Source organism: Rhodococcus sp. IEGM 1408 (genome assembly GCF_033142235.1).
Lineage (GTDB): Bacteria > Actinomycetota > Actinomycetes > Mycobacteriales > Mycobacteriaceae > Dietzia.
Genome location: NZ_JAWLRW010000002.1, coordinates 176,624 through 201,078 on the forward strand (window position 1 = coordinate 176,624; position 24,455 = coordinate 201,078).

Here is a 24,455-nt window from a genome sequence, read left to right on the forward strand (position 1 = left end):
TCACGCGACCGTGAGGCAGGTCAGCGGTGTGTGGGCGAGTCTATCGCGCCCCCCGAGTCCGGGTATCTCCAGAACCACGGACAGGCCCGCGACGACAGCGCCGCAGTCCCCCAGCAGCCCCACGGCCGCACCGAGGGTGCCACCTGTGGCCAGCACGTCGTCGACGACGAGGACCCGCTTGCCGCGCAGGTCGAGGCCGTCCGCGGGGAGTTCCAGGGTCGCCGCCCCGTACTCGAGCTCGTAGGACCGCGAGTGCACCGGTGGCGGGAGCTTGCCGCCCTTCCGGACGGCCAGGACTCCCGTGTGCAGGCGGACGGCGACGGCGCCGGCGAGCAGGAAGCCCCGGGCGTCGAGCCCGGCGACGAAGTCGATGGTGCCGATCTCGTGGCCCGCGATGAGCCCGGTGACCACGGCGTCGAACCCGTCGGTATCGGCCAACACCGGCGTGAGGTCGCAGAACTGGACCCCAGAGGAGGGGAAGTCCTCGACTCGCCGCATCAGTCTCTCGACCACGGCGGAGATCGCCGGTGATACCCCGGTGACAACTGAATCGGTCATGAGGCGACCTCGGCCTTCTCGCGTCGGGCCAGGACCTTGGCGGTCTGGCGCTTGATTTCCGGGTCGCGCTCCTTGAGGGACACCAGCAGGGGTGTGGCGAGGAAGATGGAGGAGAACGTTCCGGTGACGATGCCCACCATCTGCACGATCGCGAGGTCCAGCAGCGTCCCCACCCCCAGGATCCACACCGCGATCACGACCAGCGCCAGGAGCGGCAGGATGCCGATGATCGTGGTGTGCATGGAGCGCATGAGGGTCTGGTTGACGCCCAGGTTGGCTTCCTCGGCATAGGTGCGTCTGGCGGTGTGTTTCAGCCCCCGGGTGTTCTCCTCGACCTTGTCAAAGACGATCACCGTGTCGTACAGCGAGAACCCGAGGATCGTGAGGAGACCGATGACGGTGGCCGGGGTGACCTCGAAACCGAGGATCGAGTAGACGCCGGCGGTGGTCACCACGTCGAACACCAGCGCCGCGATGGCGGCCGCTGCCATCCGCCACTCGAAACGGACCGCGATGTAGCCGAAGACCACCACCAGGAACACGGCGAGTGCGATCAGGGCCTTCTCCGTGACCTGCCCACCCCAGCTCTCGCTGCGCGCGGAGTCGCCGATCGCCTCCACGGAGGTCTCCCCGCCCGCCGTGACGGGCTGGAACTCCTCGAAGAGCGCGTTCTTGGCGGCTCTGATCTCGTCGCTGGTGAGGAAGCGCGTCTCGACCTCGACGATCCGGGCCGCCCCGGCGCCGACGATCTGAACCGTCTGCGGTTCCTCGCCGACGGATTCCTCGACCACCGTGGCCACGCGGCCCTTGTCGATGTCCCCGGCCGGCATGGTCAGCTTGGTGCCGCCGGTGAAGTCGATCCCGAAGGTGAATCCGCGGAACAGGATGCTGGCCAGACAGATGGCCACGATCACGGTGGTCAGCACGTAGAACCTGCGACGATTGGGCACGATCCTGAACGCGCCGGTCCCGGTGTAGAGCCTGGTGAACAGGCTGTCCGGCTTGGCTTCGGCCGGCGTGCCGCCCTCGGCGGCGGTGGTGACAGTGGGAGTGCTCATCGGCCCTCCTCCTCATCGGTGGCGGGACGATCGGACCGGGGCAGTGTCGCGGTGGCGCCGCCGGGACCACGGATGGTGGCGGTCACCCCACGATCACGGTCCGGCCCGCTCTCCTTCTCCGCCTGCTGGTCCAGCCGACGTTGTGCGGCGGCAGCCGCCTGCAGCGTCTCCATCCGGCCCATGCCGTTGGCCGACGGTCTGGCGAACCTGGCCCTGGTGGAGGCGAGGTACACGAAGGGCCAGGTGACGGTGAAGGCGACGAACACGTCCGTGACGGTGGTCAGGCCGAGCGTGAACGCGAAGCCGCGGACCTCGCCGCTGGCCAGGAGGTAGAGCACGACCGCGCCGATGAGGCTGACCATGTTGCCGGTGACGATGGTGCGGCTGGCGCTCTTCCAGGCTCTCGGGACGGCGGATCTGAATCTGTGCCCGTCCCTGAGTTCGTCCTTGATCCGCTCGAAGAACACGACGTAGGAGTCGGCCGTCATGCCGATGCCGATCACCAGTCCGGCGATGCCCGCCAGGTCGAGGCTGTAGTCGACGGTGTAACCCAGGAAGACCAACACCACGTAGGTCAGGAGGAAGGACAGGGCCAGCGAGACGAACGCCAGCACCCCGAGGAGTCGGTAGTAGACGGCCGAGTAGGCCAGGACCAGCAGGAAGCCGATCGCTCCCGCGAGCAGGCCCGCCTCGAGGGAGGCGAGACCGAGGGAGGCCGGGACGTTGTCGACGTTCGGGTCCTCGAAGGAGATGGGCAGGGCGCCGTAGCGCAGGTTGGCGGCCAGTGAGGCCGCCTCGTCGGTGGTGAAGCTGCCGGTGATGGACGTCGCCGAACCGACCGGCGTCACACCCTGGACCACCGGGGCGCTGATCACCGATCCGTCGAGGAGGATGGCGATCTGTTTCTGGAGGTTCTCCTGCGTCAGTCGCGACCAGGTGGCGCTCCCCTGCTCGCCGGGCCCGGCGGTGAAGCGGAACGAGACCTCGTTCTGCCCCGCCTGCTGGCTGAAGCCGGAACTCACGGAGTCTTTGACGATCTGCTGGCCGTCCAGGCGTTTGCCGTCCTCGGGCTCCCCGTTGAGCAGCGGGACCGGGCCGAGGACGTACTTGGCACCGTCACCGCAGGCGATGAGCGCCCGGGACTGGTCGTCGAAGCCGGCCAGGATGTCGCGTTCGGGGCAGCGGAAGGTCGGGAGGGCCGCGGTGAGCTCGGCGGGATCACCCTGGCGGACCTCGCGGGCCTCCTCGACCTCCCGGGCCACGGCCTCGCGGTCACCCTTGTCCGCGGGGACCGGCTCCAGATCACCCTCGGCGACGGGCTGCACCTGCAGGACCGGCCGGATGGTGAGCTGCGAGGTGGTGCCGAGGTCACGGGCCTGGCTGGAGTCCTCACCGGGGACCGTCAGGACGATGTTGCTCCCCTCGACCACCACGCTCGTGCCGGCCACGCCCAGGCCGTCGACGCGATCCCGGATGATGTCCTGCGCCAGCCGCAGATCCGCCTCGCCGGGCTGACCCTTGGGGATCAGCGTCACTCTGGTGCCGCCCTGTAGGTCGATACCGAGCTTGGGTGTCAGGCCTCGATCCGCGACGGCGAACGCCGCCAGGAAGAGGATGAACAGGACCAGGAGGAAGGCGGACAGCAGCGCCCATGGTCGGGGGCGGGCGTCGACGCCGCGAGAACGTACTGATGACACAGGTGGACTCTCTCGGTATTCGTCAGGGCCTCCGGCTGGTCGGCCCCATCACACTACTCGCCGGTAGGCGCCTACAGAGAACCCGTGACGTCTGTTCCGGACGGGTCTCCGGGGGTGGAGTTGGTGTCGAGCTTCTCCCGGATCACGCGGCGGTCCCACTGGGTCCGGACGCCGGGGGCGATCTCCAGGACCACCGTCTCCTCGCCGATGGAGGAGATCGTGGCGTGCAGGCCGGAGGTGGTCAGGACGTGGTCGCCCGCGGTCAGCGACTCCTGCATCTCCTTCAGTGCCTTGAGCGCCTTACGCTGCTTGGTGCTCTGCAGGACCATGAGCGCGATGAGCGCGATGATCATCAGGGGTAGTAAGAGTTCCAGTCCCATGCGGTTCCTCCCGGTTGTCTGGTCCGCACCTACGGACCGGTCGCGTTCGAGGATGCCAGCCCCGAGGTCAGCCGCGCGGGCCGGGCCCCGGGTCGATGTCCACCGGCAGCACGGCCTGCCCCGGCGCCCTGTCGGGGCGACGAAGCCCGAGGTGATCCCACGCCGCGGTGGTGGCGACCCGGCCGCGGGGAGTCCGGGAGAGCAGGCCGGCGCGGACGAGGAACGGCTCGCAGACCTCCTCGAGGGTGCTCGACTCCTCCCCCACGGCCACGGCCAGGGTGCTCAGGCCCACCGGCCCGCCCTCGTGCTGGATGAGAAGTGCGCGCAGCACGGCGCGGTCGAGCCGGTCCAGACCCAGCTCGTCGACCTCGTAGACCAGGAGCGCGGCGCGGGCCACGGGCACGGTGATCCGGCCGTCCGCCCGCACCTCGGCGTAGTCACGCACGCGCCGCAGCAACCGGTTGGCGATCCGCGGTGTCCCGCGGGACCGACCTGCGATCTCGGTGGCGGCGTCCGGTTCCAACGGGATCGCCAGGATCTCGGAGGCCCGGGAGACGATGCGCGCCAGGTCGGCGTCCGAGTAGAAGTCCATGTGGGCGGTGAAGCCGAAGCGGTCGCGCAGCGGACCGGTCAGTGCGCCCGAGCGGGTGGTGGCTCCTACCAGCGTGAACGGTGCGATCTCGAGCGGGATCGAGGTGGCGCCCGGCCCCTTTCCCACCATGATGTCGATCCGGAAGTCCTCCATCGCCAGGTACAGCATCTCCTCCGCCGGACGCGCGATGCGGTGGATCTCGTCGATGAACAGGACGTCGCCCTCGACGAGGTTGGAGAGCATCGCCGCGAGGTCGCCGGGACGCTCGAGGGCGGGTCCGGAGGTGATGCGCAGCGAACCCCCGAGCTCGGCGGCCACGATCATGGCCAGGCTGGTCTTCCCGAGTCCGGGCGGTCCGGAGAACAACAGGTGGTCGGGGACGACGCCCCGGCGGGTGGCCGCGGTGAGCACCAGGTCGAGTTGCTCCCGGACCGTCTCCTGTCCGATGAACTCGCTCAGGTTCCGTGGGCGGAGAGCTCCCTCGACATCGGAATCGAACGGGGTCAGTGTCGCGGTCAGCTCGTCGTCGGGCCCCTCGCCACCGTCCGGGGCGTGGAGCTCGCCCGCGTCGAACGGCCCGGCCATCAGCGCTTCCCGAGAGAGCGCAGCGCCAACCGGAGGGCCTCGGCCGGGCCGAGCGTCGGGTCGCCGGCGAGGACCGCGGTGGCGGTCTTCTCGGCCTCCGCCGCCGAGAAGCCGAGCCCCTCGAGCGCCCCGGCCACCTCTGCTGCCGCGGGTACCGCCGACGTTCCCGCGGAACCGTCTGCCGGGCCGGCCCCCGGCACCTGACCGACCTTGTCCTTAAGTTCGAGCACCATCCGTTCGGCGGTGCGCTTGCCCACTCCGGGAACCCTCGTGAGTGCCTTGACGTCCTCGGTGCCCAGCGCGCGAACGAGCTCGTCCGGTTCCAGCGTGGCGAGGATCGCCAGCGCGAGCCGCGGGCCCACCCCGGACACGGTCTGGACGGTGAGGAAGAGGGTCCTGGCCGCCACCGAGTCGAAGCCGTAGAGCGTGAGCGAGTCCTCGCGGACCACCAGCTCGGTGTGCAGCATCCCCTCGCTCCCGCGGCGCAGCCCGGCCAGCGCCGCGGGCGTGGCGTGCACCAGGACGCCGACGCCGCCCGTCTCCACCACGCACCGGTCCAGCCCGATCTCGGCCACCGTCCCTCGTATCGAGGCGATCACCAGCGCACTCCCTTCGTCCGAGCCATGTCCCGGGCAGCCGCCCGGGCGCGGTCCTGATCAGCGCTCGACGACCGGCCTCTGGCGTGGGTCGCGGCGGCCGCCTCGCGCCCCGCGGCCACCTTGGCCTCGAACCCGGCTCGCGACCGTGACACCTGCGAGTCGAGCCCGGCGATCCGCCCCTGCATGGGCGCCCGCCAGCTGTGACATACCGCGAGCGCCAGTGCATCGGCGGCATCCGCCGGGCTGGGCGGCTTCTGCAATCCGAGGATCCGCGTGATCATCAACGTCATCTGCTTCTTGTCCGCACGCCCGCTACCGGTGATCGCCGCCTTGACCTCCGACGGGGTGTGGAACGCCACCGGGATGTCGCGGTAGGCCGCCGCCATGGCGATCACTCCCGCGGCCTGAGCGGTGCCCATCGCCGTCGAGACCTGGTTCTGCGCGAAGACCCGTTCGATCGCCACCACGTCCGGACGGTGGATGGCCATCCACTCGTCGGCCACCTCGTGCACGGCGCGGAGCCGGCGCTCGAGAGGCTGGTCCGCCGTCGTGCGGACCACGTCCACGTCCAGGGCCGTCACGGAGCGACCCGGTGCGGTCTCGATCAACGCCAGACCGCACCTGGTCAGACCCGGGTCCACACCCATGACACGCATCGCAACCTCCGCCGAGCACTGATAGAACTTACGTTCGAGACCCTACCAGTGGCTCCGGGGTCAGGAGTCCAGGGCGGCCAGCACGTCGTCGGGGATGTGCACATTGGAGTAGACGTTCTGGACGTCGTCGGACTCCTCGAGAGCGTCGACCAGCCTGAACACCTTGCCCGCCCCCTCGGCGTCGACCGTGACCTCCACCGAGGCCCGGAAGCTCGACTCCGCGGACTCGTAGTCGATCCCGGCTTCCTGGAGCGCGGTGCGGACCTTGTCGAGATCGGTGGGTTCGCAGATCACCTCGAACTGCTCACCGAGGTCGTTGACCTCCTCGGCCCCTGCTTCGAGCACGGCCATGAGGACGTCGTCCTCCTCCAGCTCGCCCTTGTCCAGGAGGATCTCGCCCTTCCTGGCGAAGAGGTAGGAGACCGACCCCGGGTCGGCCAGGTTGCCGCCGTTGCGGGACATGGACGTCCGGACCTCCATGGCCGCACGGTTGCGGTTGTCCGTCAGACACTCGATGAGCATCGCCACGCCGTTCGGGCCGTAGCCCTCGTACATGATCGTCTCCCAGTCGGCGCCGCCCGCCTCCTCGCCCGCGCCGCGCCGGCGCGCCCGCTCGACGTTGTCGCCCGGGACCGAGTTCTTCTTGGCCTTGGCGATGGCCTCGAACAGCGTCGGGTTGCCGTCGGGGTCACCTCCACCCGTACGGGCCGCCACCTCGATGTTCTTGACGAGCTTGGCGAAGAGCTTGCCGCGCTTGGCGTCGACAACTGCCTTCTTGTGCTTGGTGGTGGCCCACTTGGAATGGCCTGACATGGGGAGTTCCGCCCTCCGGGGGTGTCTGGGTGAGGCCTGGATGACCTCGCGGTGACTTACAGGTGTCGCTGACAGCCCACTCTACGAGGTCGACTGCCGGACCATGTCCAGGAAGTACCGGTGGACGCGGACATCGTCGGTGACCTCGGGGTGGAACGAGGTGGCCAGGGCGTTGTCCTGGCGCACGGCCACCACGTGGTCGGCGCCGTCGGAGGCGCGCACACTGGCCAGCACGTCGACGTCGGGCCCGAGGGTCTCCACCCACGGTGCCCGGATGAAGACCGTCCGTAGCGGCTCGGGTCCGAGGGCGTCGACGACGAGGTCGGCCTCGAACGAGTCGACCTGCCGTCCGAACGCGTTGCGACGCACCGTCATATCGATCGCGGAGAACCAGGTGGCGTCGGCCCGGGTGTCCAGGACTGTCGAGGCCAGCAGGATCATGCCCGCGCAGGAGCCGTAGACCGGCATCCCCGATTCGATCCGCTCGGCGACCGGCTCGTGCATGTCGTACACGCCGAGCAACTTGCTCATGGCGGTGGACTCCCCGCCCGGCAGGACCAGGCCGTCAACCGCGTCGAGCTCGGAACGCCGGCGCACCGGAACCGCCCGGGCCCCGACGGTCTCGAGGTGCCGCAGGTGTTCGGCGACGTCACCCTGCAGGGCGAGCACTCCGATCGTGGGGGCTCCCGCGCTCACTTCGCTGCCCCGTTCTCCGCCGCCCCGTCGTCCGGGGTGTCCACCGGGAAGGACTGCGCGCCCTCCCGCAGGCGGCGGGACAGCCCCTCCTGCGTGACCGCGGCGACGAGGCGCCCCGAGCGGTCGAAGATCCGGCCCTGGGTCAGCGCGCGGCCTCCGGACGCCGACGGCGAGGTCTGGTCGTACAGCAGCCAGTCATCCGCACGGAACGGCCGCATGAACCACATGGCGTGGTCCAGGGACGCGTCCTGCGTGGGCTCGTCCGGGTGGACGACCTTGGCCGAGCTCAGCAGGGTCATGTCGGACATGTATGCCAGGGTGCACACGTGGAAGTTCGGGTCGTCGGGCAGCGTGTCCGCGCACCGGAACCACACCCGTTGCTGGGAGGTGATCTGTGAGGATCCGCGGAGCTTGTCCCGGGGGACGAACCGGATGTCCCACTGCGCCCACTCGTCCACGAAGACGCGGTGGACGTCGTCCAGGTCCTCGTACCGCGGTGAGGGGATCTCCTCGGCGTCGATCACCTCGGGCATGGGGTCCTGGTGCTCGATGCCCTCCTGGTCGCGCTGGTGGAAGGAGGCCGACATCGAGAAGATGGGCTGGCCGTCCTGGATCGCGGTGACCCGCCGGGTGGCGAAGCTGCGACCGTCGCGGAGCCGGTCGACCTGGAAGACGGTGGGCGCCGACGGTATCCCCGGGCGGATGAAGTACCCGTGGAGGGAGTGCACGTTCTTGTCGTCGTCCACCGTCGACACGGCGGCGGTCAGGCTCTGGCCGGCCACCTGTCCGCCGAAGGTGCGTTGCAGGTGGGTCTCGATCGGGTGACCGCGATAGAGGTCCCGGTCGATCCGCTCGATCGCGAGGATGTCCTCGATCTTGGCCACCCGCCGGTCACCAGCCGCGCTCGGCGAGCCGGTGCGGCTCGGGGATGTCGTCGACGTTGATGCCGACCATGGCCTCGCCCAGACCGCGGGAGATGTTGGCGAGCATCTCCGGGTCGTCGTGGAAGGTGGTGGCCTTGACGATCGCCTTGGCCCGCTCGGAGGGGTTGCCGGACTTGAAGATGCCCGATCCCACGAACACGCCCTCGGCGCCGAGCTGCATCATCATCGCGGCGTCGGCCGGAGTGGCGATACCGCCGGCGGTGAAGAGCACCACGGGGAGCTTGCCCTTCTGTGCGACCTCCTTGACCAGGTCGTACGGCGCCTGCAGCTCCTTGGCGGCCACGTAGAGCTCGTCCTCGGGCAGGCTCTGCAGCCGGCGGATCTGCTGGCGGATCTGGCGCATGTGGGTGGTGGCGTTGGAGACGTCGCCGGTGCCGGCCTCGCCCTTGGACCGGATCATGGCCGCGCCCTCGGTGATGCGGCGCAGGGCCTCGCCGAGGTTGGTGGCACCACACACGAAGGGGACGGTGAACTCGAACTTGTCGATGTGGTTGGCGTAGTCGGCCGGGGTCAGGACCTCGGACTCGTCGACGTAGTCCACGCCCAGGGCCTGGAGGATCCGCGCTTCGACGAAGTGTCCGATGCGGGCCTTGGCCATCACGGGGACGGAGACGGCCTCGATGATCCCGTCGATGAGATCGGGGTCGCTCATGCGGGCGACGCCGCCCTGGGCCCGGATGTCGGCGGGGACGCGCTCGAGGGCCATCACCGCGACGGCGCCGGCGTCCTCGGCGATCTTGGCCTGCTCGGCGGTGACGACGTCCATGATGACGCCACCCTTGAGCATCTCGGCCATACCCCGCTTGACGCGGGCGGTTCCGGTGGTGTTCTCGGTGGACTGCGGCTCGCTCACGAAGTAGGCCTCTCCTGGCATTGACGACTCTGAGTAGGGGTCCAGTGTAGGTCGCGCCGACCCCCGTTCCCCAACCGCAGCCCGACCGGGTGGGGTCAGCCTCCCGGCGGCGGGGAGTCCACGAGTTCGACGTAGTCCGGCATCGGGGCGCGTCCGGCCAGTCGCAGCGCCCTGACGCCTGCCTGCTCCCGCAGACTCCGGGTGTCGCGGACGGCGTCGTTGTAGAAGCGACGCGCCATCGACACCCGGTCGGAGGCGTCCTCGAGCTCGGCGGCGAGGTCGCCGGGCAGGGCGGCCCGGTCCAGCCCCGACAGCAACATGCCCAGGGTGTTCTCCGCCAGCTCCGCGGTCGGCGCCCCGGTGTGTCCGGTGCCGCCGTCCGCCGGCCAACTACGTCTGTCCGGTTCCGGCGCCGGGTCGACCCCCGTCACCGCGTCGGGCGGGTGGACCCGGGCGGCTCCCAGGGCGCGGGACAGGCGCTGCGCGGCCTCCGGGTCGCGGCGGCCGAGGTCCAGGACCACGGCCGCCGCCACGGTGTGCCGCCGTTCGAGGGCCCCGACCAGTGCCGCGCGGGCGAGGTCGGTGCGGATGTGGAGCCGGTCCAGGCGGAGCGCGGTGAGGTAGGCCGCGAGCAGGGTCGCCGCGACCAGGAGCGAGATGACGACGACGAGGAGGACCACTTCACCGGACACTGAGCGTCTCCCCCGGTCCGCGGATCGTCTCGTACACACGGATCACCCGATCGGCCACGACGGGCCAGTCGTAGTCGCGGACCGCCTCGGCCGCGCGGGTGCACAGCCCCGCCCGGTGCTCCTCGTCGCCGAGGACACGGATGAGGGCGGAGGCCAGGGCCGCGGGGTCCCCCACCGCGGCGAGTTCGCCGCACTCGCCGTCGCGCAGCACCCGCCGGAAGGCGTCGAGGTCGGAGGCCACCACCGCGGTCCCGGCCGCCATCGCCTCCACCAGCACGATGCCGAAGCTCTCCCCGCCGGTGTTGGGGGCGCAATAGACGTCCGATCCGGCCAGGACCGCCGCCTTACGGGTGTTGCTGACGCGGCCCAGGAACTCCACGTCCAACCCCGCGGGCAACCGGGCCCTCAGCGCGCCCTCGTCGCCGTCGCCCATGATCCGCAGCCGCAGGTCGGGCACTGCCCGGAGCACGGCGGGCAGGGCCGCCACGAGCACGTCCATGCCCTTGCGCGCCTCGTCGTAGCGGCCCAGGAAGGTGATCGTGGGCGAGTCCGACAGCTCCGCCGAGGAATCGACCTCACTGAACGCGGTCACGTCCACCCCGTTGGGGATCTCCACGGCGTCGGACCCGAGCGCTTCGATCTGCCAGCGCCGGGCCAGGGTCGACACCGCGATGCGCCCCCGGATCTTCTCCAGCAGCGGCGCCAGGACGCCGTCCGCCGCACCGAGGATCAGCGAGCCGGTGGTGGACGTGTGGAAGGTGGCGGTGATGGGCCCGGAGGACATGGCCAGCGCGAACATCCCGACCCCGGGCGCGTTGGGCTCGTGGATGTGCAGGACGTCCAGCGGCTCCTCCCGCAGCCACTGCCGGGTGGCCCGCCAGGACGCGGGCCCGAAGCTCAGCCGGGCCACGGAACCGTTGTAGGCGATCGGCACGCCCGGGCCGGTCAACGTCATCCCGGGGATCGGCGCGTTCCCGGGCCGGCCGGGGGCCAGGATCCGGACGCTGTGGCCTCGCCGACGCAGCTCCTGCGTCAGGTCCACCACGTGGGCCTGGACGCCGCCCGGCGCGTCGAAGGAGTACGGGCAGACCATGCCGATGCGCACGATCCGATCAGCCCTCGATCCGCGCGCGACGGTCGGCGGAGAGGTCGTCGAGCCACAGGGGCTGGAGCATGTGCCAGTCCGCGGGGTGGCGGGCGATCCCCTCGGCGAAGAGGTCGGCCATGGCCTGCACCGCCGACTCGACCCCGCCGGAGACGTCGATGGGCGGGGTGATCCGCACCCGCATCGTCTCCTCATCGGAGTACCAGAACTGCGCGACCAGGAACGGCGCCCCCGTCTCCACCGCGAGCCTGGCCGCCCCGGCGGGCATGCGGGTGGTCTCGCCGAAGAAGGTCACCGGCACCCCGGTGCGCCGCAGGTCCCGCTCCCCCGGCAGGCAGACGATCCCGCCCCCGGCCAGGAACCCCCTGAGCGCCTCGAGCGGCGGGGTGGGCCCGCCGCTGTGCGGATAGATGGTGAAGCCCAGCCCTTCCCGGAAGTCCAGGAACCGCTGGTAGAGCGACTCCGGCTGGAGCCGCTCGGCCACGGTGGCGAACCCGCCGTAGCGCCGCGCCAGCCACGTGCCGCCCAGGTCCCAGTTGGCCGAGTGCGGGAGCGCCACCACCACTCCGCGCCCCTGCGCCAGGGCTGCGTCGAGGTGCTCGACACCCTCGATGGTCCGGTCCATCTCCCGGGCGACGGCCTCACGGTCCATCGAGGGCAGGCGGAACGCCTCCCGCCAGTAGCGGGCGTAGGACCGGAAGGAATCGCGGATCAGCTCGTCGGGGACCTCGGCGGGTGGGACCCCGAGGACGCGGGAGAGGTTCTTGCGCAGCTGGGAGTCCGGGCCCTGTCGGCGGGCCGCGACGTCGGCGCCGGTGCGGAAGACCGCGCGTGCCAACGGCTCCGGGAGCGCGCGGACCACGGCCCACCCGGCGGCGTAGCCGAGCTCGGAGACCCGCTCACCCATCCCGGTCATCGCTGCCCCTCCGACGGGGCGTCGACCCGCGCGAGTCCGGCGAGGTAGTCGGCGCGGCCGCCCCACACCCGCTGCAGGACCGTGATCCCGCTGCCCACCGCCACGACGGTCAGCGCCACCTCGAGAGCCCACGGGACCCCGAGTCCCTCCAGTCCGGTGCCGAGGAGGATCAGGACCAGCCGGTCGGCCCGCTCCATGAGTCCGCCCGGCGTGCGGAGCCCACCGGCGTCCGCGCGGGCCTTGGAGTAGGAGACCACCTGGGACAGGACGAGGCACGCCAGCAACAGCCCCAGCGCGAACCTGTTGTCGGGTTCGGCCGCGACCAGCCACCAGATCAGGGAGGCGAGGATCACGCCGTCGGCGACCCGGTCGGACACGGCGTCCACGAGCGCCCCGTACGGCGACCCGCCGTCACCCGCGCGGGCGACCGCGCCGTCGAGCAGGTCGAGCAGTGTGCACGCCGCGATCACGATCGCGCCGGCCACCAGGAGACCGTTGCCGAAGAGCGCGACCGCCGCCGAGCAGGTCAGCACGAGTCCGGTGAGGGTGATCCCGTTGGCCGTGACCCCCAACCGGACCAGAAGAGTAGCGATGGGGTGTGCCACCTTGGTGACCCCCGACCTTCCGAACTCGCTGAGCATTGGTTCCCCCGCTTGTCAGGTGTGGTCGGGCCCGGGCGCCGTGGGCACCGTGGATGTGGTGGACACCGTGGAATTTGTGGACGCCGAGTTCTCCGTGGCCCGCGTGGACACGCTCTCCACGGTGGGCCACGCGTCGGCGAGCAGCTGCCGTGTCTGACGGAGCAGCTGCGGCAGCACCTTGGTCCCGCTGGTCACGGTGATGAAGTTGGCGTCCCCGATCCAGCGCGGCACGACGTGCTGGTGCAGATGATCGGACAACGATCCGCCCGCCGCGGGACCCAGGTTGAGCCCCACGTTGAACGAGTCCGGTCGGGAGACCGCCTTGACGACGCGGATCAGGTGCTGCGTGTAGGACATGAGTTCGCGGGACTCGTCGTCGTCAAGATCCTCCAGGGCCGCCACCTTGCGGTACGGCACCACCATGGAGTGTCCCGGGTTGTACGGGAACAGGTTGAGCACCACGTAGACGTGCTCGCCCCGGGCCACCATCAGGCCGTCCTCGTCGCTCATCCGGGGGATGTCGAGGAAGGGCTCCCCGGTCATCCCCTCGGCCGGCTCGGGACGGGTCTCGGCGATGTAGGACATGCGGTAGGGCGCCCACAACAGCTGCAGGCCGTCCTCCCCCACCCCGTACTGGCGGTACTCCTCCGTCGGGGTGGACTCGCCGGGCGTCACACCCGCTCCGCGGTCGGTACGTCGTTGCGCCTCGAGTTGATCCAGTGGCCGATCTTGTCCATCGCCGCGTTCCGGGACACCCCGTTGAGCTGGGTGCCGTCGGGGAACCGGAAGCTCACCGCGCCCGCCTCGACGTCGCGGTCGCCGGCCAGCAGCATGAACGGGACCTTGCCGGTCGTGTGATTGCGGATCTTTTTCTGCATCCGCTCGTCCGAGACGTCGAGTTCAGCGCGGATCCCCCGGCCGCGGAGCTCGTCGATCACGTCCTCGAGGTGCCTCTCGTGCGCCTCGGCCACCGGGATGCCCACCACCTGGACGGGCGCGAGCCACGCCGGGAACAGTCCCGCGTAGTGCTCGAGAAGGACCGCGAAGAACCGCTCGATGGAGCCGAAGAGTGCGCGGTGGATCATCACCGGCCGCTTCTTGGTCCCGTCCGCGGCGTTGTAGGTGAGGTCGAACAGCTCGGGCAGGTTGAAGTCGAGCTGCACCGTGGACATCTGCCAGGTGCGGCCGATCGCGTCCCGCGCCTGGACGGAGACCTTGGGGCCGTAGAACGCCGCCCCGCCCGGGTCCGGCACCAGGTCCAGACCCGAGTTGGTGGCCACCCGCCGCAGGACCTCGGTCGCCCGTTCCCACATGTCGTCGTCGCCCACGTACTTCTGGGGGTCCTTGGTGGACAGCTCGAGGTAGAAGTCGTCCAGGCCGTAGTCGCGCAGCAGCGAGATGATGAAGGACAGGACGGAGGCGATCTCGCCCTCCATCTGATCCTCGGTGCAGTAGATGTGGGCGTCGTCCTGGGTGAAGCCGCGGGCGCGGGTGAGCCCGTGGATCACGCCGGACTTCTCGTACCGGTACACGGTGCCGAACTCGAACATCCGCAGCGGGAGCTCGCGGTAGGAGCGTCCGCGGGAGTCAAAGACGAGGTTGTGCATCGGGCAGTTCATGGGCTTGACGTAGTAGTCCTGCCCGGGCTTGGTCTCGTTGCCGTCCGCGTCGTACTCGGCGTCGAGGATCATCGGAGGGAACATCCCCTCCGAGTACCAGCTGAGGTGCTGGGACTTGCGGAACAGGTCGCCCTTGGTCACGTGCGGGGTGTTGACCAGGGAGTACCCGGCCGACAGGTGGCGCTTGAGGGAGTGCTGCTCCATCTCGTTGCGGATGATCCCGCCGCGCGGGTGGAACACCGGGAAACCGGAGCCGATCTCGTCGGGGAAGCTGAACAGGTCCAGCTCCGTGCCCAGCCGTCGGTGGTCCCGCTTCTCCGCCTCGGCCAGTCGGTCGAGGTGGGCGTCCATCGCCTCGGTGCTCTCCCAGGCGGTGCCGTAGATGCGCTGCAGCCCGGCGTTCTTCTGGTCGCCGCGCCAGTAGGCCGCGGACGAGCGGGTGAGGGTGAACGCAGGGATGAACTTGGTGGTGGCCGTGTGCGGGCCGCGACACAGGTCCGACCAGATGACCTCGCCCGTGCGCGGGTTGAGGTTGTCGTAGGCGGTCAGCGCACCGGCGCCCACCTCCATGATCTCGGCGTCCTCGAGTGCCTCGGCGCCGTCGGCATCGCCGGCGTCCGCGCGGCCCTTGTCCTCGACCAGCTCGAGCTTGTAGGGCTCCCCCGCCAGCTCGGCGCGCGCCTCGTCCAGGGAGGCGTATTCGCGGCGGGCGAAGCGCTGGCCTGCCTTGATGATCTTCTTCATCCGCTTCTCGAGGTCCTTGAGGTCCTCGGGCGTGAACGGCTCGGTCACGTCGAAGTCATAGTAGAAGCCGTTGGTGATCGGCGGACCGATCCCCAGCTTGGCCTCCGGGAACTTGTCCTGGACGGCCTGCGCCAGCACGTGGGCGCAGGAGTGGCGGATGACGGAGCGCCCGTCCTCGGAGTCGGCGCGGACCAGCTCGACCTCGGTGTCGGCCTCCGGAGCCCACGACAGGTCGCGCAGGCCGCCCTCGGGATCGCGGACCACGACGATGGTCTCCGGGCCGCTCTTCGACTGCAGCTCCCGCTCGGCGAGGATCTTGCCCGCCGGCTCCCCGGCCGGGATCGTGGTGGTCACGGTGCCCGCACCCGTCGCGTCGACTTCGGCTTCCGGCATGCGGTTCTCGGACACGGGGGGAGATCTCCTCGGCTGTTGACGACAGGTGACCTCGGGTCACCCGCGATGACGCTCTGAGGTCCGGTGACGGACCTGGGCCGGTTCATGCTACCCGGCGACCCATGGAATCCCGGTCCACCGCGGGGCGTTGTCCCCACTATGCGCATAGATATCTGGTCCGACGTCATCTGCCCGTTCTGTTGGATCGGCAAACGCCACCTCGAGGACGCCCTGGGGTCATTCCGCGCCGAGCACCCCGACACGGAGGTGGACGTGGTCTGGCGGGCCTACGAGCTCGATCCCGCCGCGCCGCGCCACCACGACGACTCCCCCGCCGAGTCCAGCGCCCAGATGCTGTCGCGCAAGTACGGCATGCCGCTGGCGGAGGCGGAGGCCGGTCAGGAGCAGATGGCCGCGCGGTTCAGCGAGCTCGGTTTGGAGTTCGACTGGCGTTCGGCCAAGGTCTGCTCGACCTTCGACGCGCACCGACTGGCGGCCCTGGCCGCCGACCACGGGAAGTCCGACGAGGTGGACGAGGCGGTGCGCAGGGCCCACTTCACGGACGGCCTGGAGATCTCCGACCCGGCGGTGCTCCGGCGGATCGGTGTCGGAGCCGGGATCCCCGCCGAGGACGTGGACCGGGTCCTGGCCGGGGACGAATTCACCGACCGCGTCCGCGTGGACGTCGAGACCGCGCGCGGGATCGGGGTGAAGGGCGTGCCGTTCTTCGTCTTCGACGGCAGATTCGCCGTGAGCGGGGCGCAGCCCGTGGAGGTCTTCGACCAGGCGCTCGCGCAGGCCCACGGCGCCACGCAGGGCTGACCGGCAGGGCTGACAGCCCACCCGCCGGCCACGGATACGACGATCCCCTCCCGGGTCTCCGGGAGGGGATCGCTTCTTGTTGTGGTCCTAACTGGGTTCGAACCAGTGACCTCTCCGGTGTGAACGGAGCGCTCTTCCGCTGAGCTATAGGACCTCGCGCTTTCGGGGACCGAGCCCCGGGCACCGGAACACTGTATCAAGGTCGTCCCCGGTCCCCAATTCGACCCTCCCCGCTACCGTCAATCTGCATTGTCCGGGCAGGTGAACCGCTGTTTCCGACCCCGGATTTGTGTTCGGAGTTCGGGTTCGGCTAATGTTCATTCTCGCAACGCGGTGAGCGGAGAAGCGAGCCGGGGAGCGATGCGGATGTGGCGCAGTGGTAGCGCATCACCTTGCCAAGGTGAGGGTCGCGGGTTCGAATCCCGTCATCCGCTCGGAGGAATCGAGGAGCCAGGACGTCCTCACCAGGCTCGATACCTTTTCGGTGGAGTGGCCGAGTGGTGAGGCAGCGGCCTGCAAAGCCGTCAACACGGGTTCGATTCCCGTCTCCACCTCCACGCCGGAGCGATCCGGCCGGAGAAACCCGCGCGATTAGCTCAGCGGGAGAGCGCTTCCCTGACACGGAAGAGGTCACTGGTTCGATCCCAGTATCGCGCACCAGATGACGCCCCGGCCAATGGCCGGGGCGTTCGTCATTTCCCGGCACTCCCTCGAGTTCCATCTGTCGTTCACGTCGGGTGGCCGGCGTCCCCGGGACGAGCGGGCCGGCGCTGGCCGACAGTGCGCAGGTCGCCGCGCATGATGGGGCGCCTGACCTCGTCAACCCACCGAGTCGTAGACCGTGAGGGTCTCGGCTGCGACCGCGTCCCAGGTCCGGGCCCGGACGACGCGGGCGGCCTCGGCGCGCAATTCAGCCCTGCGGCCCCGGTCCTCCAGGAGCTCCCGGAGGACCGGCGTCCATGACCCCACGGTGTAGCCCCCGACGACCACGGCACCGTCGCCGACTGATTCGGGAATTCCCCCCACCCCGCTTGCGGCAACCACTCCGCCGCACGCCATCGCCTCGACCGGAGGCAGTCCGAACCCCTCATACCTGGAGGCGTACGTCACGACATCCGCCGCGCGATACAGCGCCGGGACGTCGGACTGGTCGACGAACCCCAGTCCCAGGCTCCCAGGAGGGCGGTTCGGGCCGTCGGTCCCCGCCCCGCCCAGCACCATCGGCACCCCGAGGTCACGGGCCGACTCCGCCACGACGTGCGGGTTCTTGCCTGGTTCCAGGGTTCCCAACTGGAGCACGAAGCGGTCGGGAAGGTCATATTTCCGGCGAACGGCCTCGACCTCATCGTGACCGGGTACCCGCGTCCAGCCGGCGGGCGCGAGCGGAGTCACGGTCGCGGTCCTACCGGTGAGCTCCCGGATGCGATCAGCGGTGAACGCAGACACCGCGATCACTGCATCAGCCCGTCTCATCGATCGGCGCAGGAGCGCACGCCCGGCCCGCGCCCGTACCGCTCCGAACGCCCACGGGGTGTCGAATGCCGACATGTCGTGGACGGTGCTCACGCAGGGGCCCCGTTGACCCACCGGGAGGTCGACGTCGAGGGAGTGGAAGACCCCGTCCAGGCGGACGGGCCGCAAACCCGAGACTGCTCGGCGGGCACCTGTCGTCACGGGACGGCCCAGTGGTGCGACCGCCGGAGGGAGCTCGTCGACGACGTCATGCTGGACCACGGCGGCGAAGGTGCGACCCGACCCGGCGCCGACAGCGGCCCGGATGAGCTCGCGCTGATAGGTCTGCACCCCGGCACCACCCGGCCTCAGGGCGAGAGCGCCCCAGACCACGCTGCCGGAACTCGTGTCCGTCATCGACTGTCGCCCTCAGCCCCTGGACAGCGGATCGCGTGGATCGGCCCGAGGGTGAAGCGGTCTCCCGTCTCCGACCGCCGAGCCGACGTCCCGCTGACCCCCGACCTCACGTCCGGGCACTCACAGCACGGACCATCGACGCGATGGTGGCGAACGTCGACTCGATCAGATCCCCGTCGGTGAACTCGATATCGAATTCGTACTCGATACCCAGCATGACCTGCACGGTCTGGTGGGATGTCATCCCCGCACCGAACAAATCGTCGGTCGGCTTCATCGCGTCGACGTCCACAGTCCCCCCGAGGATCGCCGACACGGTATCTCGAACTCGTTTCTCGATCTCCTGCACAGGTTCCCCTAGAGCTCTGCAGCCGCCGCTGGCGGTCGCCCCCCCGAATCTGTGAGAAGTATCCCTCATCAAATGGCGATTTGGCACCGCCAGGATCGTGCAATTCGCAGATCAAAGCGCCCAGACCCGCATCTGAAAGGACGTCCAGTTCAGTGGTTGTCGGACGCCGGTGCGGGGAACAGCGAATCTCGCAGTGTGAATCACCCGGACGGAGTCGGCTGAGTCGCACAGCGGTCGCCCGGGCCCCGAGGGGCTCACCCGACACTCCGTGATGAATTCGACACCGAGGGACGCGCCACGGACTGAAACGGCACACGGCCGTCCGCTACACGGGCCGACTATCCTGGCCGCGGTGACCCTCCGCATCCGTGAAGCGCTGCCGACAGACGTACCCGCTCTCGTGGACCTCGCGGCCCGGACCTTCCCGCTGGCGTGTCCACCCGAGCTGAGCCGGTCCGCTGTCGAGGAGTTCGTGCGTCGACACCTGGACGAGGTCGCCTTCCGCCGGTACCTCGGCGACAGGACGCACACCGTCCTCGTCGGGTGCGAATCCGACGGCCGGACCTGCGCGTACGCGCTCCTCGTCGACGGCACGGCGATGGACGACTCCTGCGCTGAACTGATCACCAGCCGCCCCACGATGGGGATCAGCAAGTTCTATCTGGATCCGGCTCACCACGGGGGCGGCGGCGCAGCCCAACTCCTCGACGCGGTGATGTCGACAGCACGGACACGAGGCGTTGAGAGCCTGTGGCTCGCCACGAACGTGGCGAATGGCCGCGCCCGGACCTTCTATCTCAAGAACGGATTCCTGCCCAGAGGCAACCGGATCTTCGAGGTGGGCGGGTTCGACAACGTCGACGTGGTCTACGAACTCCCCGTCACCACGAGGTGATCCCGGTTCGGTACCGCTCCGTACCCCTGGCGAGACCTGGGACGCCCATCATTGCAGGTATGTCCACCATCCATCAGCTCCCGCATTCCACCACGGTCGACCACGCCCGGCTCGACGATGTGCGCGGCCGGGTCGTGGACTTCCGGCACAACACAGGGGTCCTGGCGGATCTCCGCCGCACCGGCACCGACACGTTCGAGATCACCCTCGTACTCGGCGGAGGTGACGACTCAGAACGAATCGTCATCACCGGCGTCCGCAGCGGCGAGAGCCTGCACCTGCACACCTGAACGCCCGGGACCACCCGCCCGGTGCGAGGTGCTGGGGCGGAACCCTAGTCTCCTAGGCTCCTAGTCCCCGCCGCCCACCGTCTCGAAGCGCGACAACGCGAGGAGACGGGAGGTCGCCCGCAGGTATTTCTTGCGGTAGCCGCCGGAGATCATCTCCTCGGTGAAGATGGCGTCGAGCTTCGCCCCGGAATTGCGCACGGGGATCCCCGCGTCGTAGAGGCGGTCCGCCAGCACCACGACGCGCAGCGCGATGGACTGGTCGGGCAGGGGTTGCACATCCCGCAGGCATACCCGGGTCACACCGTCGACCAGCCGGTTGTACTTGGACGGGTGCAGGGTGGACAGGTGCTCGCACAGCGCTTCGAAGTCGTCGAGGGTGGCTCCGGGCTCGGTCGCGGCCTCCGCCTCCAGATCCGCGTCCGACATGGGGTCCGGCGCCGGCGGCAGGTTGCGGTGCCGGTAGTCGGGACCGTCCACCCGGATCGACTCGAAGATCCCCGACATCTTCCGGATCTCCCGCATGAAGTCCTTGGCGGCGAAGCGGCCCTCGCCCAGCTGCTCGGGAAGGGTGTTGGAGGTGGCGGCCACGCTGACCCCCGCGGTGGTGAGCTCGGCGAGCAGCCGGGAGACGAGCATCGTGTCCCCCGGGTCGTCGAGCTCGAACTCGTCGATGCACAGCACCGAGTGTCCGGACAGTTCCTCCACCGCGCGGTTGAAGCCGAGGGCGCCCACCACGTGCGTCAACTCCACGAACGTGCCGAAGGCCTTGGGCTCAGGACACCGGTGATAGATCGAGGTCAACAGGTGCGTCTTCCCCACACCGAACCCGCCGTCGAGATAGATCCCCGTCCCGTGGACGGCCTTGGACCGGCGGCCGAACAGTCCCTTCTTGGGGGCACGCTGGGCCACCACGTCCTCCGCGAACGCGCGGCACGCCGTGACCGCGGCGGCCTGCGAGGGCTGTGATGAGTCCGGTATATAGGAGTCGAAGCTCACGTCGTCGAACATCGACGGAGGCACCATCTGTGCCACGAGTTGATCGGCGGGGACCACCGGGGTGACGTCAACGAGGCGAGAGACCATGACCTCAGCCTATCGTGGGGCGACAGCCGTCAGAACGGAAGGAGTCCCAGGTGCGTTCGACCCGACCCCCCGAGCTCGGCGACGACCCGGCGGCTCTCGAGTCGATCTGGGCGGCGCTCGAGCCGGATCCCGGGCTCGCGCCGCCCCGGATACGGGCCGTCATGATCTCCTCGATCGACGGGACCACCACCGTCGACGGCCGCAGCGGGGGCCTGGGGACCCCGACCGACCGCCTGGTCTACGACGCGATGCGGGCCCGGGCGGACCTCGTACTGGTGGGCTCCGGGACCGCGCTGGCCGAGGGCTACGGCCCGGCCGGGGTGAGCCCGGTCTGGGCGGACAGGCGCTCCGGGCCGGCCCCTGTGGTCGTCGTGCTCACCCGGTCGCTGCCCGACCGGCTGATCCAACTCTGCGCCGGCACCGGGGACCGCGTCCGGATCGCGGCAGCGCCCGACGTGGGCGCCGATCGTCTCGCCGCCGCGCGGGCGCGTGGGGTCACCGTGCACGTGCTCCAGCCGGGTCCGCTCGGTGCCTCGATCCGCTGCCTGGCGGTCCACCTCGGCGCCGACGAGGTGGACTTCGAGGGCGGCCCACAGCTGCTCGGGACCCTGCTCGCCGGCGGCGCGGTCGACGAGCTGGTCCTGACGCTGGCCCCCGAGGTCATCATCGGGGGCGACGACTCGCCGCTCGCCTCCGGCCGCGCCGCCCGCGTTCCGATGCGGGTCGCCGCGGCGTTCACCTGTCCCCGGGGCGGCCTGTACACGCGCTGGGTCGTCGGCGGCGGCGGTGAGAGGTGAACCGGCGACGCGTCACGCGGGCTGTCGGCGCGGTCCTGTCGGTCGTGGGCGTGGCGGCCGCCGGGTGTGCGCCGCTTCCCGCGACGGGACCCCGGCTCGCAACCGGGGACGGACCCGGTCGCTCCTCCGGATCGGGGACGGGGAGCGAGCTCGTCGACGCGCCCGAATGGGTCGCGCCGCAGGCCGAGCTCGACTGGGAGCGCTGCGCGGACGGTCGCACCCGCGGGCTGCCGGAGGGCGCGCTCGTCGAGTGTTCGCTGCTCAGCGAGACCCCGGTACTCCGGCTCACCGTGTCCGGTACCCCGGACGATGCCGCTCCCCTCGTCGTCGTCGCCGGTCCTGACACCGCCCCCGACGACCTCGCGGTCCGACTCGCCCAGGCCGGAACGGAGATCACCGGTGCCCGTCCCGTCGTGATCGTGGACCACCGCGGGCAGACCGGACCGGCCGGCTCGTGCCTGACCTTCGCGGCGCGTCGGACCCTCGACGGGCTCGCCGACCGCGGCGCGGACCCCGGCTCCCCGGAACTCCGGGGCGACCTGGCCGACACCGCCCAGTCCTGCACGGACCAGCTCTCCGGCCGGGAGCTCGACTTCGGCGCTCCCGGCGCCGCGGAGGACCTCGAGGAGCTACGGCAGACGTGGGACGTGCCCGGGCTCGCGGTGCTGGGGATCGGCGAGGGCGCCCGCACGGCCCTACGCTTCGCGGGCACGCATCCGGGCCGGGTATCGCTCCTGGTCCTGGACTCCCCCGCCCCCGCGGGTGGCGATCAGGAGGCCGCGACCAGAACCGCGCTCGACGGCTCGGATGCCGCGCTCCGCATGTGGGCGGCGTCGTGCACCCGCACCGAATGCGGGCCGGGGGACGCCGAGGAGAAGGTCCGCGCCGTCACGCGGGCCCTCTCCGGGGCCCGGGAACCCGGATCCCCGGTACCGGCCGCGCTGCTCTCCGATGTCATCCGGTCCGCCCTCGCGGACCTGTCCGGCGCGTCGGCCACAGCGGCGTCACGAGGGGACGTGATCCTCGGCGACCTGGTGGCCGCAGGCGCCGACGAGGTCCCGCCCTCGGTCCGCACCCGCGCCGAGGAGCTCCTCAGCTCGTCGTTGCCGTACGTGGCGGGATGCAGCGACCTGTCCCGGCGGGTGCCGGTGAACCGCGTACCCGAGCTGATGGAGGAGTGGTCGGACGACCAGCCCTTCGGGGAGATCCTGGCCGCGCAGCTGTCGGCGTGTTCTACCTGGCCCGTCCCCGGCCCGTCCCCCGTCGAACTCCCCGGGCCCGCCCCCGTCCTGGTCCTGGGCGGGATCGCCGACCCGGTTGCCGGCGCCGCCGCGATGGAACCGATCGCCGGGATGCTCACCGCCGCCGGGGCCGGGGACGTCCGGACCGTGACCTGGGGCGCCCCGGGATCCCGCGTCGTCCTGCACTCCGACTGCGCCCGCACCGCCCTCGCGTCCTTCCTCGACGACCCCGCCGCCGCCGAGCGGTCCGGCGCCTGCCCCTCCTGACCGGGCAGAAGGGCGGGAGGTAGCGCGGGTACGAGGGCGCAGCCGGCGGAACGGGCCGGAGAGCCTCCGTCGGCGACCACACCGCGGGCGGTACCCTGCGATGCGTGCCGCTGCCCTCCCGAAGCACGAGCTCCGTGCCCCGCCTGCTCGCCCACGTCCTGTGGCCGCTGGCGATCATGACCGTGATCCACCGCGTCCTCATCAAGGCCGTCAACGGGTCCATCACCAACGACTTCGGCACCGTGTACACGGCGACCAGGCATTTCCTCGCCGGCGAGCCCGTGTACAGCGAGAACCTGCTGACCGTGCAGCCGCACTACCTCTACGCCCCCAGCGGCACCTTCCTCCTGGCCCCGTTCGGGATGATCGACCACTACACCGCGGCGCGGTGGCTTTTCATCATCCTCAACACGGCCGCGATCATCGGCGCGTTGTGGCTGCTCATGAGGTTGTTCGACCTGGACGTCCGCTCTTTTGCGGCCCCGGCGATCCTCCTGGCGGCCTTCTGTACCGAGGCCGTCACCAACACCCTGGTCTTCACCAACGTCAACGGCGTGATCTTCCTGTGCCAGGCGGCGTTCCTGTACCTGCTGCACCGCCGGCAACTCTGGTGGGCGGGCGTGGCCATGGGGCTCTCCCTGGCCATCAAGCCGATGCTGGCGCCGCTGCTGATCCTCCCCCTGATCCGCAGGCAGTGGCAGCCCTTCGTGGCCACGGCCGCGATCCCCGCCGCGGCGATGGCGGCCGGCTGGGCGCTCACCGTGGACGCCGGTGAGTACCTCCACACCACGCTGCCCTACATGAGCGAGGTCCGGGACTACTACAACAGTTCCATCGCCGGCCTCGGCCTCTACTACGGCGTGCCCGAGCCGCTCGTCCTGGTCGCGCGGATCCTGGTGGTCGTGGCCACGCTCGTCGCGGTGTGGCTGCTGATGGACTACCGGCACAACCACGAGGCCCTCTGGCTGGCGACCACCTCGGGGGTCGTCCTCACCGGCGTCTTCCTGGTCTCCACCCTCGGGCAGATGTACTACTCGATGATGCTGATCCCGATCATGCTGACGGTGGTGCTGGACAGATCGCTGGTCCGCAACTGGCCGGCCTGGCTCGCCGCCTACGCCTTCTTCACCCTGGACTTCTGGGAGTCAGCCCGCTGGCCGTACTACGGGCGGCTGCTCGAGTTCGCCCACCCGACCCTCGGCTGGCTGCTCCTACTGTCCACCGTGCTCGCGGTCCTGCTGTGGCGGCGCACCGACCCCCGGCGCAACGAGCGGATCGCACCGGCCGCCGCCGCGGCGTAG

At 70.3% G+C, this 24,455-nt stretch carries 26 protein-coding genes and 4 tRNA genes; 9 read left to right on the forward strand and 21 right to left on the reverse strand.

The features are described from left to right. The 17 genes from R4P08_RS03620 to thrS all read right to left on the reverse strand — a co-directional run bounded on the left by R4P08_RS03620 (position 1) and on the right by thrS (position 15,541). Complete coding sequence (locus R4P08_RS03620) at positions 1 to 558, reverse strand: adenine phosphoribosyltransferase (RefSeq protein ID WP_317812401.1); 558 nt, start codon at positions 556 to 558, stop codon at positions 1 to 3. Beyond that, on the reverse strand, positions 555 to 1,616 hold the full coding sequence (gene secF / locus R4P08_RS03625) for a protein translocase subunit SecF (RefSeq protein ID WP_317812402.1): 1,062 nt from the start codon (positions 1,614 to 1,616) through the stop codon (positions 555 to 557). Before secF ends, R4P08_RS03620 begins: the two co-directional genes overlap by 4 nt. After that, positions 1,613 to 3,313, reverse strand: coding sequence for a protein translocase subunit SecD (gene secD, locus R4P08_RS03630; protein ID WP_317812403.1), 1,701 nt, complete (start codon positions 3,311 to 3,313; stop codon positions 1,613 to 1,615). The genes secF and secD overlap by 4 nt, the downstream gene beginning before the upstream one ends. A 71-nt stretch (positions 3,314 to 3,384) precedes the next feature. After that, the gene (gene yajC, locus R4P08_RS03635) at positions 3,385 to 3,693 is read right to left on the reverse strand and encodes a preprotein translocase subunit YajC (RefSeq protein ID WP_317812404.1); all 309 of its coding nucleotides are present in this window, start codon (positions 3,691 to 3,693) and stop codon (positions 3,385 to 3,387) included. Positions 3,694 to 3,760: 67 nt separating this feature from the next. Continuing rightward, positions 3,761 to 4,870, reverse strand: coding sequence for a Holliday junction branch migration DNA helicase RuvB (ruvB, locus tag R4P08_RS03640; protein ID WP_317812405.1), 1,110 nt, complete (start codon positions 4,868 to 4,870; stop codon positions 3,761 to 3,763). Further along, positions 4,870 to 5,469, reverse strand: coding sequence for a Holliday junction branch migration protein RuvA (ruvA, locus tag R4P08_RS03645; RefSeq protein ID WP_317812406.1), 600 nt, complete (start codon positions 5,467 to 5,469; stop codon positions 4,870 to 4,872). Before ruvA ends, ruvB begins: the two co-directional genes overlap by 1 nt. Next, positions 5,466 to 6,125 (reverse strand): crossover junction endodeoxyribonuclease RuvC, encoded by a 660-nt coding sequence (locus tag R4P08_RS03650; RefSeq protein WP_317812407.1) that lies wholly within the window; start codon positions 6,123 to 6,125, stop codon positions 5,466 to 5,468. The genes ruvA and R4P08_RS03650 overlap by 4 nt, the downstream gene beginning before the upstream one ends. Before the next feature lie 60 nt (positions 6,126 to 6,185). Further along, entirely contained in the window at positions 6,186 to 6,938 is a 753-nt protein-coding gene (locus tag R4P08_RS03655) for a YebC/PmpR family DNA-binding transcriptional regulator (protein WP_317812408.1), read from the reverse strand. 81 nt (positions 6,939 to 7,019) lie between these two features. Next, positions 7,020 to 7,634, reverse strand: a complete 615-nt coding sequence (pdxT, locus tag R4P08_RS03660; protein WP_317812409.1) for a pyridoxal 5'-phosphate synthase glutaminase subunit PdxT — start codon at positions 7,632 to 7,634, stop codon at positions 7,020 to 7,022. Then, positions 7,631 to 8,518 (reverse strand): acyl-CoA thioesterase II, encoded by an 888-nt coding sequence (locus tag R4P08_RS03665; protein ID WP_317812410.1) that lies wholly within the window; start codon positions 8,516 to 8,518, stop codon positions 7,631 to 7,633. Before R4P08_RS03665 ends, pdxT begins: the two co-directional genes overlap by 4 nt. Positions 8,519 to 8,525: 7 nt before the next feature. Next, positions 8,526 to 9,452 carry a pyridoxal 5'-phosphate synthase lyase subunit PdxS gene (pdxS, locus tag R4P08_RS03670; protein ID WP_411741149.1) on the reverse strand — a complete coding sequence of 309 codons (927 nt, stop codon included), beginning with the start codon at positions 9,450 to 9,452 and terminating at the stop codon, positions 8,526 to 8,528. A 74-nt stretch (positions 9,453 to 9,526) separates the two neighbouring features. After that, positions 9,527 to 10,123 (reverse strand): NUDIX hydrolase, encoded by a 597-nt coding sequence (locus R4P08_RS03675; RefSeq protein ID WP_317812412.1) that lies wholly within the window; start codon positions 10,121 to 10,123, stop codon positions 9,527 to 9,529. Continuing rightward, positions 10,113 to 11,228 (reverse strand): glycosyltransferase family 4 protein, encoded by a 1,116-nt coding sequence (locus R4P08_RS03680; protein WP_317812413.1) that lies wholly within the window; start codon positions 11,226 to 11,228, stop codon positions 10,113 to 10,115. The genes R4P08_RS03675 and R4P08_RS03680 overlap by 11 nt, the downstream gene beginning before the upstream one ends. A 7-nt stretch (positions 11,229 to 11,235) precedes the next feature. Beyond that, the gene (locus tag R4P08_RS03685) at positions 11,236 to 12,144 is read right to left on the reverse strand and encodes a phosphatidylinositol mannoside acyltransferase (protein ID WP_317812414.1); all 909 of its coding nucleotides are present in this window, start codon (positions 12,142 to 12,144) and stop codon (positions 11,236 to 11,238) included. Further along, on the reverse strand, positions 12,141 to 12,785 hold the full coding sequence (gene pgsA / locus R4P08_RS03690; RefSeq protein ID WP_411741150.1) for a phosphatidylinositol phosphate synthase: 645 nt from the start codon (positions 12,783 to 12,785) through the stop codon (positions 12,141 to 12,143). The genes R4P08_RS03685 and pgsA overlap by 4 nt, the downstream gene beginning before the upstream one ends. 15 nt (positions 12,786 to 12,800) lie before the next feature. After that, entirely contained in the window at positions 12,801 to 13,370 is a 570-nt protein-coding gene (locus tag R4P08_RS03695) for an HIT domain-containing protein (RefSeq protein ID WP_317812708.1), read from the reverse strand. Positions 13,371 to 13,456: 86 nt separating this feature from the next. Continuing rightward, positions 13,457 to 15,541 carry a threonine--tRNA ligase gene (thrS, locus tag R4P08_RS03700; RefSeq protein WP_317812709.1) on the reverse strand — a complete coding sequence of 695 codons (2,085 nt, stop codon included), beginning with the start codon at positions 15,539 to 15,541 and terminating at the stop codon, positions 13,457 to 13,459. A 159-nt stretch (positions 15,542 to 15,700) separates the two neighbouring features. Here thrS and R4P08_RS03705 point away from each other — a divergent pair, with 159 nt between their 5' ends. Beyond that, positions 15,701 to 16,363 carry a DsbA family oxidoreductase gene (locus tag R4P08_RS03705; RefSeq protein ID WP_317812416.1) on the forward strand — a complete coding sequence of 221 codons (663 nt, stop codon included), beginning with the start codon at positions 15,701 to 15,703 and terminating at the stop codon, positions 16,361 to 16,363. A gap of 82 nt (positions 16,364 to 16,445) precedes the next feature. On the opposite strand, the gene R4P08_RS03710 is transcribed toward R4P08_RS03705, so the two are convergent. After that, positions 16,446 to 16,517: transfer RNA gene (locus tag R4P08_RS03710), tRNA-Val, on the reverse strand. Positions 16,518 to 16,725: 208 nt separating this feature from the next. Here R4P08_RS03710 and R4P08_RS03715 point away from each other — a divergent pair. The 3 genes from R4P08_RS03715 (at position 16,726) to R4P08_RS03725 (ending at position 17,023) form a co-directional block, all read left to right on the forward strand. Next, positions 16,726 to 16,797: transfer RNA gene (locus R4P08_RS03715), tRNA-Gly, on the forward strand. 49 nt (positions 16,798 to 16,846) lie between these two features. Beyond that, positions 16,847 to 16,920: transfer RNA gene (locus R4P08_RS03720), tRNA-Cys, on the forward strand. Positions 16,921 to 16,948: 28 nt separating this feature from the next. Continuing rightward, a tRNA-Val gene (locus tag R4P08_RS03725) sits at positions 16,949 to 17,023 on the forward strand. 159 nt (positions 17,024 to 17,182) lie between these two features. Here the strand turns inward: R4P08_RS03725 and R4P08_RS03730 are convergent. Both R4P08_RS03730 and R4P08_RS03735 read right to left on the reverse strand, forming a co-directional pair. After that, a complete protein-coding gene (locus tag R4P08_RS03730) occupies positions 17,183 to 18,232 on the reverse strand; it encodes a glycosyltransferase family 1 protein (RefSeq protein ID WP_317812417.1) in 1,050 nt (349 codons plus the stop codon). 106 nt (positions 18,233 to 18,338) lie between these two features. Next, a complete protein-coding gene (locus tag R4P08_RS03735; protein ID WP_317812418.1) occupies positions 18,339 to 18,581 on the reverse strand; it encodes a phosphopantetheine-binding protein in 243 nt (80 codons plus the stop codon). A 352-nt stretch (positions 18,582 to 18,933) separates the two neighbouring features. On the opposite strand from R4P08_RS03735, the gene R4P08_RS03740 reads away from it, so the two are divergent. Both R4P08_RS03740 and R4P08_RS03745 read left to right on the forward strand, forming a co-directional pair. Beyond that, positions 18,934 to 19,476: a GNAT family N-acetyltransferase gene (locus tag R4P08_RS03740; RefSeq protein WP_317812419.1), complete on the forward strand. Its 543-nt coding sequence runs from the start codon at positions 18,934 to 18,936 to the stop codon at positions 19,474 to 19,476. Positions 19,477 to 19,535: 59 nt separating this feature from the next. Continuing rightward, positions 19,536 to 19,766, forward strand: a complete 231-nt coding sequence (locus tag R4P08_RS03745) for a hypothetical protein (protein ID WP_317812420.1) — start codon at positions 19,536 to 19,538, stop codon at positions 19,764 to 19,766. A 60-nt stretch (positions 19,767 to 19,826) separates the two neighbouring features. Here R4P08_RS03745 and zapE read toward each other — a convergent pair whose 3' ends face one another. After that, positions 19,827 to 20,849 carry a cell division protein ZapE gene (gene zapE / locus R4P08_RS03750; RefSeq protein ID WP_317812421.1) on the reverse strand — a complete coding sequence of 341 codons (1,023 nt, stop codon included), beginning with the start codon at positions 20,847 to 20,849 and terminating at the stop codon, positions 19,827 to 19,829. Between the two features lie 50 nt (positions 20,850 to 20,899). Here zapE and R4P08_RS03755 point away from each other — a divergent pair, with 50 nt between their 5' ends. The 3 genes from R4P08_RS03755 (at position 20,900) to R4P08_RS03765 (ending at position 24,455) form a co-directional block, all read left to right on the forward strand. Continuing rightward, positions 20,900 to 21,646 (forward strand): dihydrofolate reductase family protein, encoded by a 747-nt coding sequence (locus R4P08_RS03755; RefSeq protein ID WP_317812422.1) that lies wholly within the window; start codon positions 20,900 to 20,902, stop codon positions 21,644 to 21,646. Continuing rightward, positions 21,643 to 23,154 carry an alpha/beta hydrolase gene (locus tag R4P08_RS03760; RefSeq protein WP_317812423.1) on the forward strand — a complete coding sequence of 504 codons (1,512 nt, stop codon included), beginning with the start codon at positions 21,643 to 21,645 and terminating at the stop codon, positions 23,152 to 23,154. The genes R4P08_RS03755 and R4P08_RS03760 overlap by 4 nt, the downstream gene beginning before the upstream one ends. Positions 23,155 to 23,258: 104 nt before the next feature. Continuing rightward, positions 23,259 to 24,455, forward strand: coding sequence for a glycosyltransferase family 87 protein (locus tag R4P08_RS03765; protein WP_317812424.1), 1,197 nt, complete (start codon positions 23,259 to 23,261; stop codon positions 24,453 to 24,455).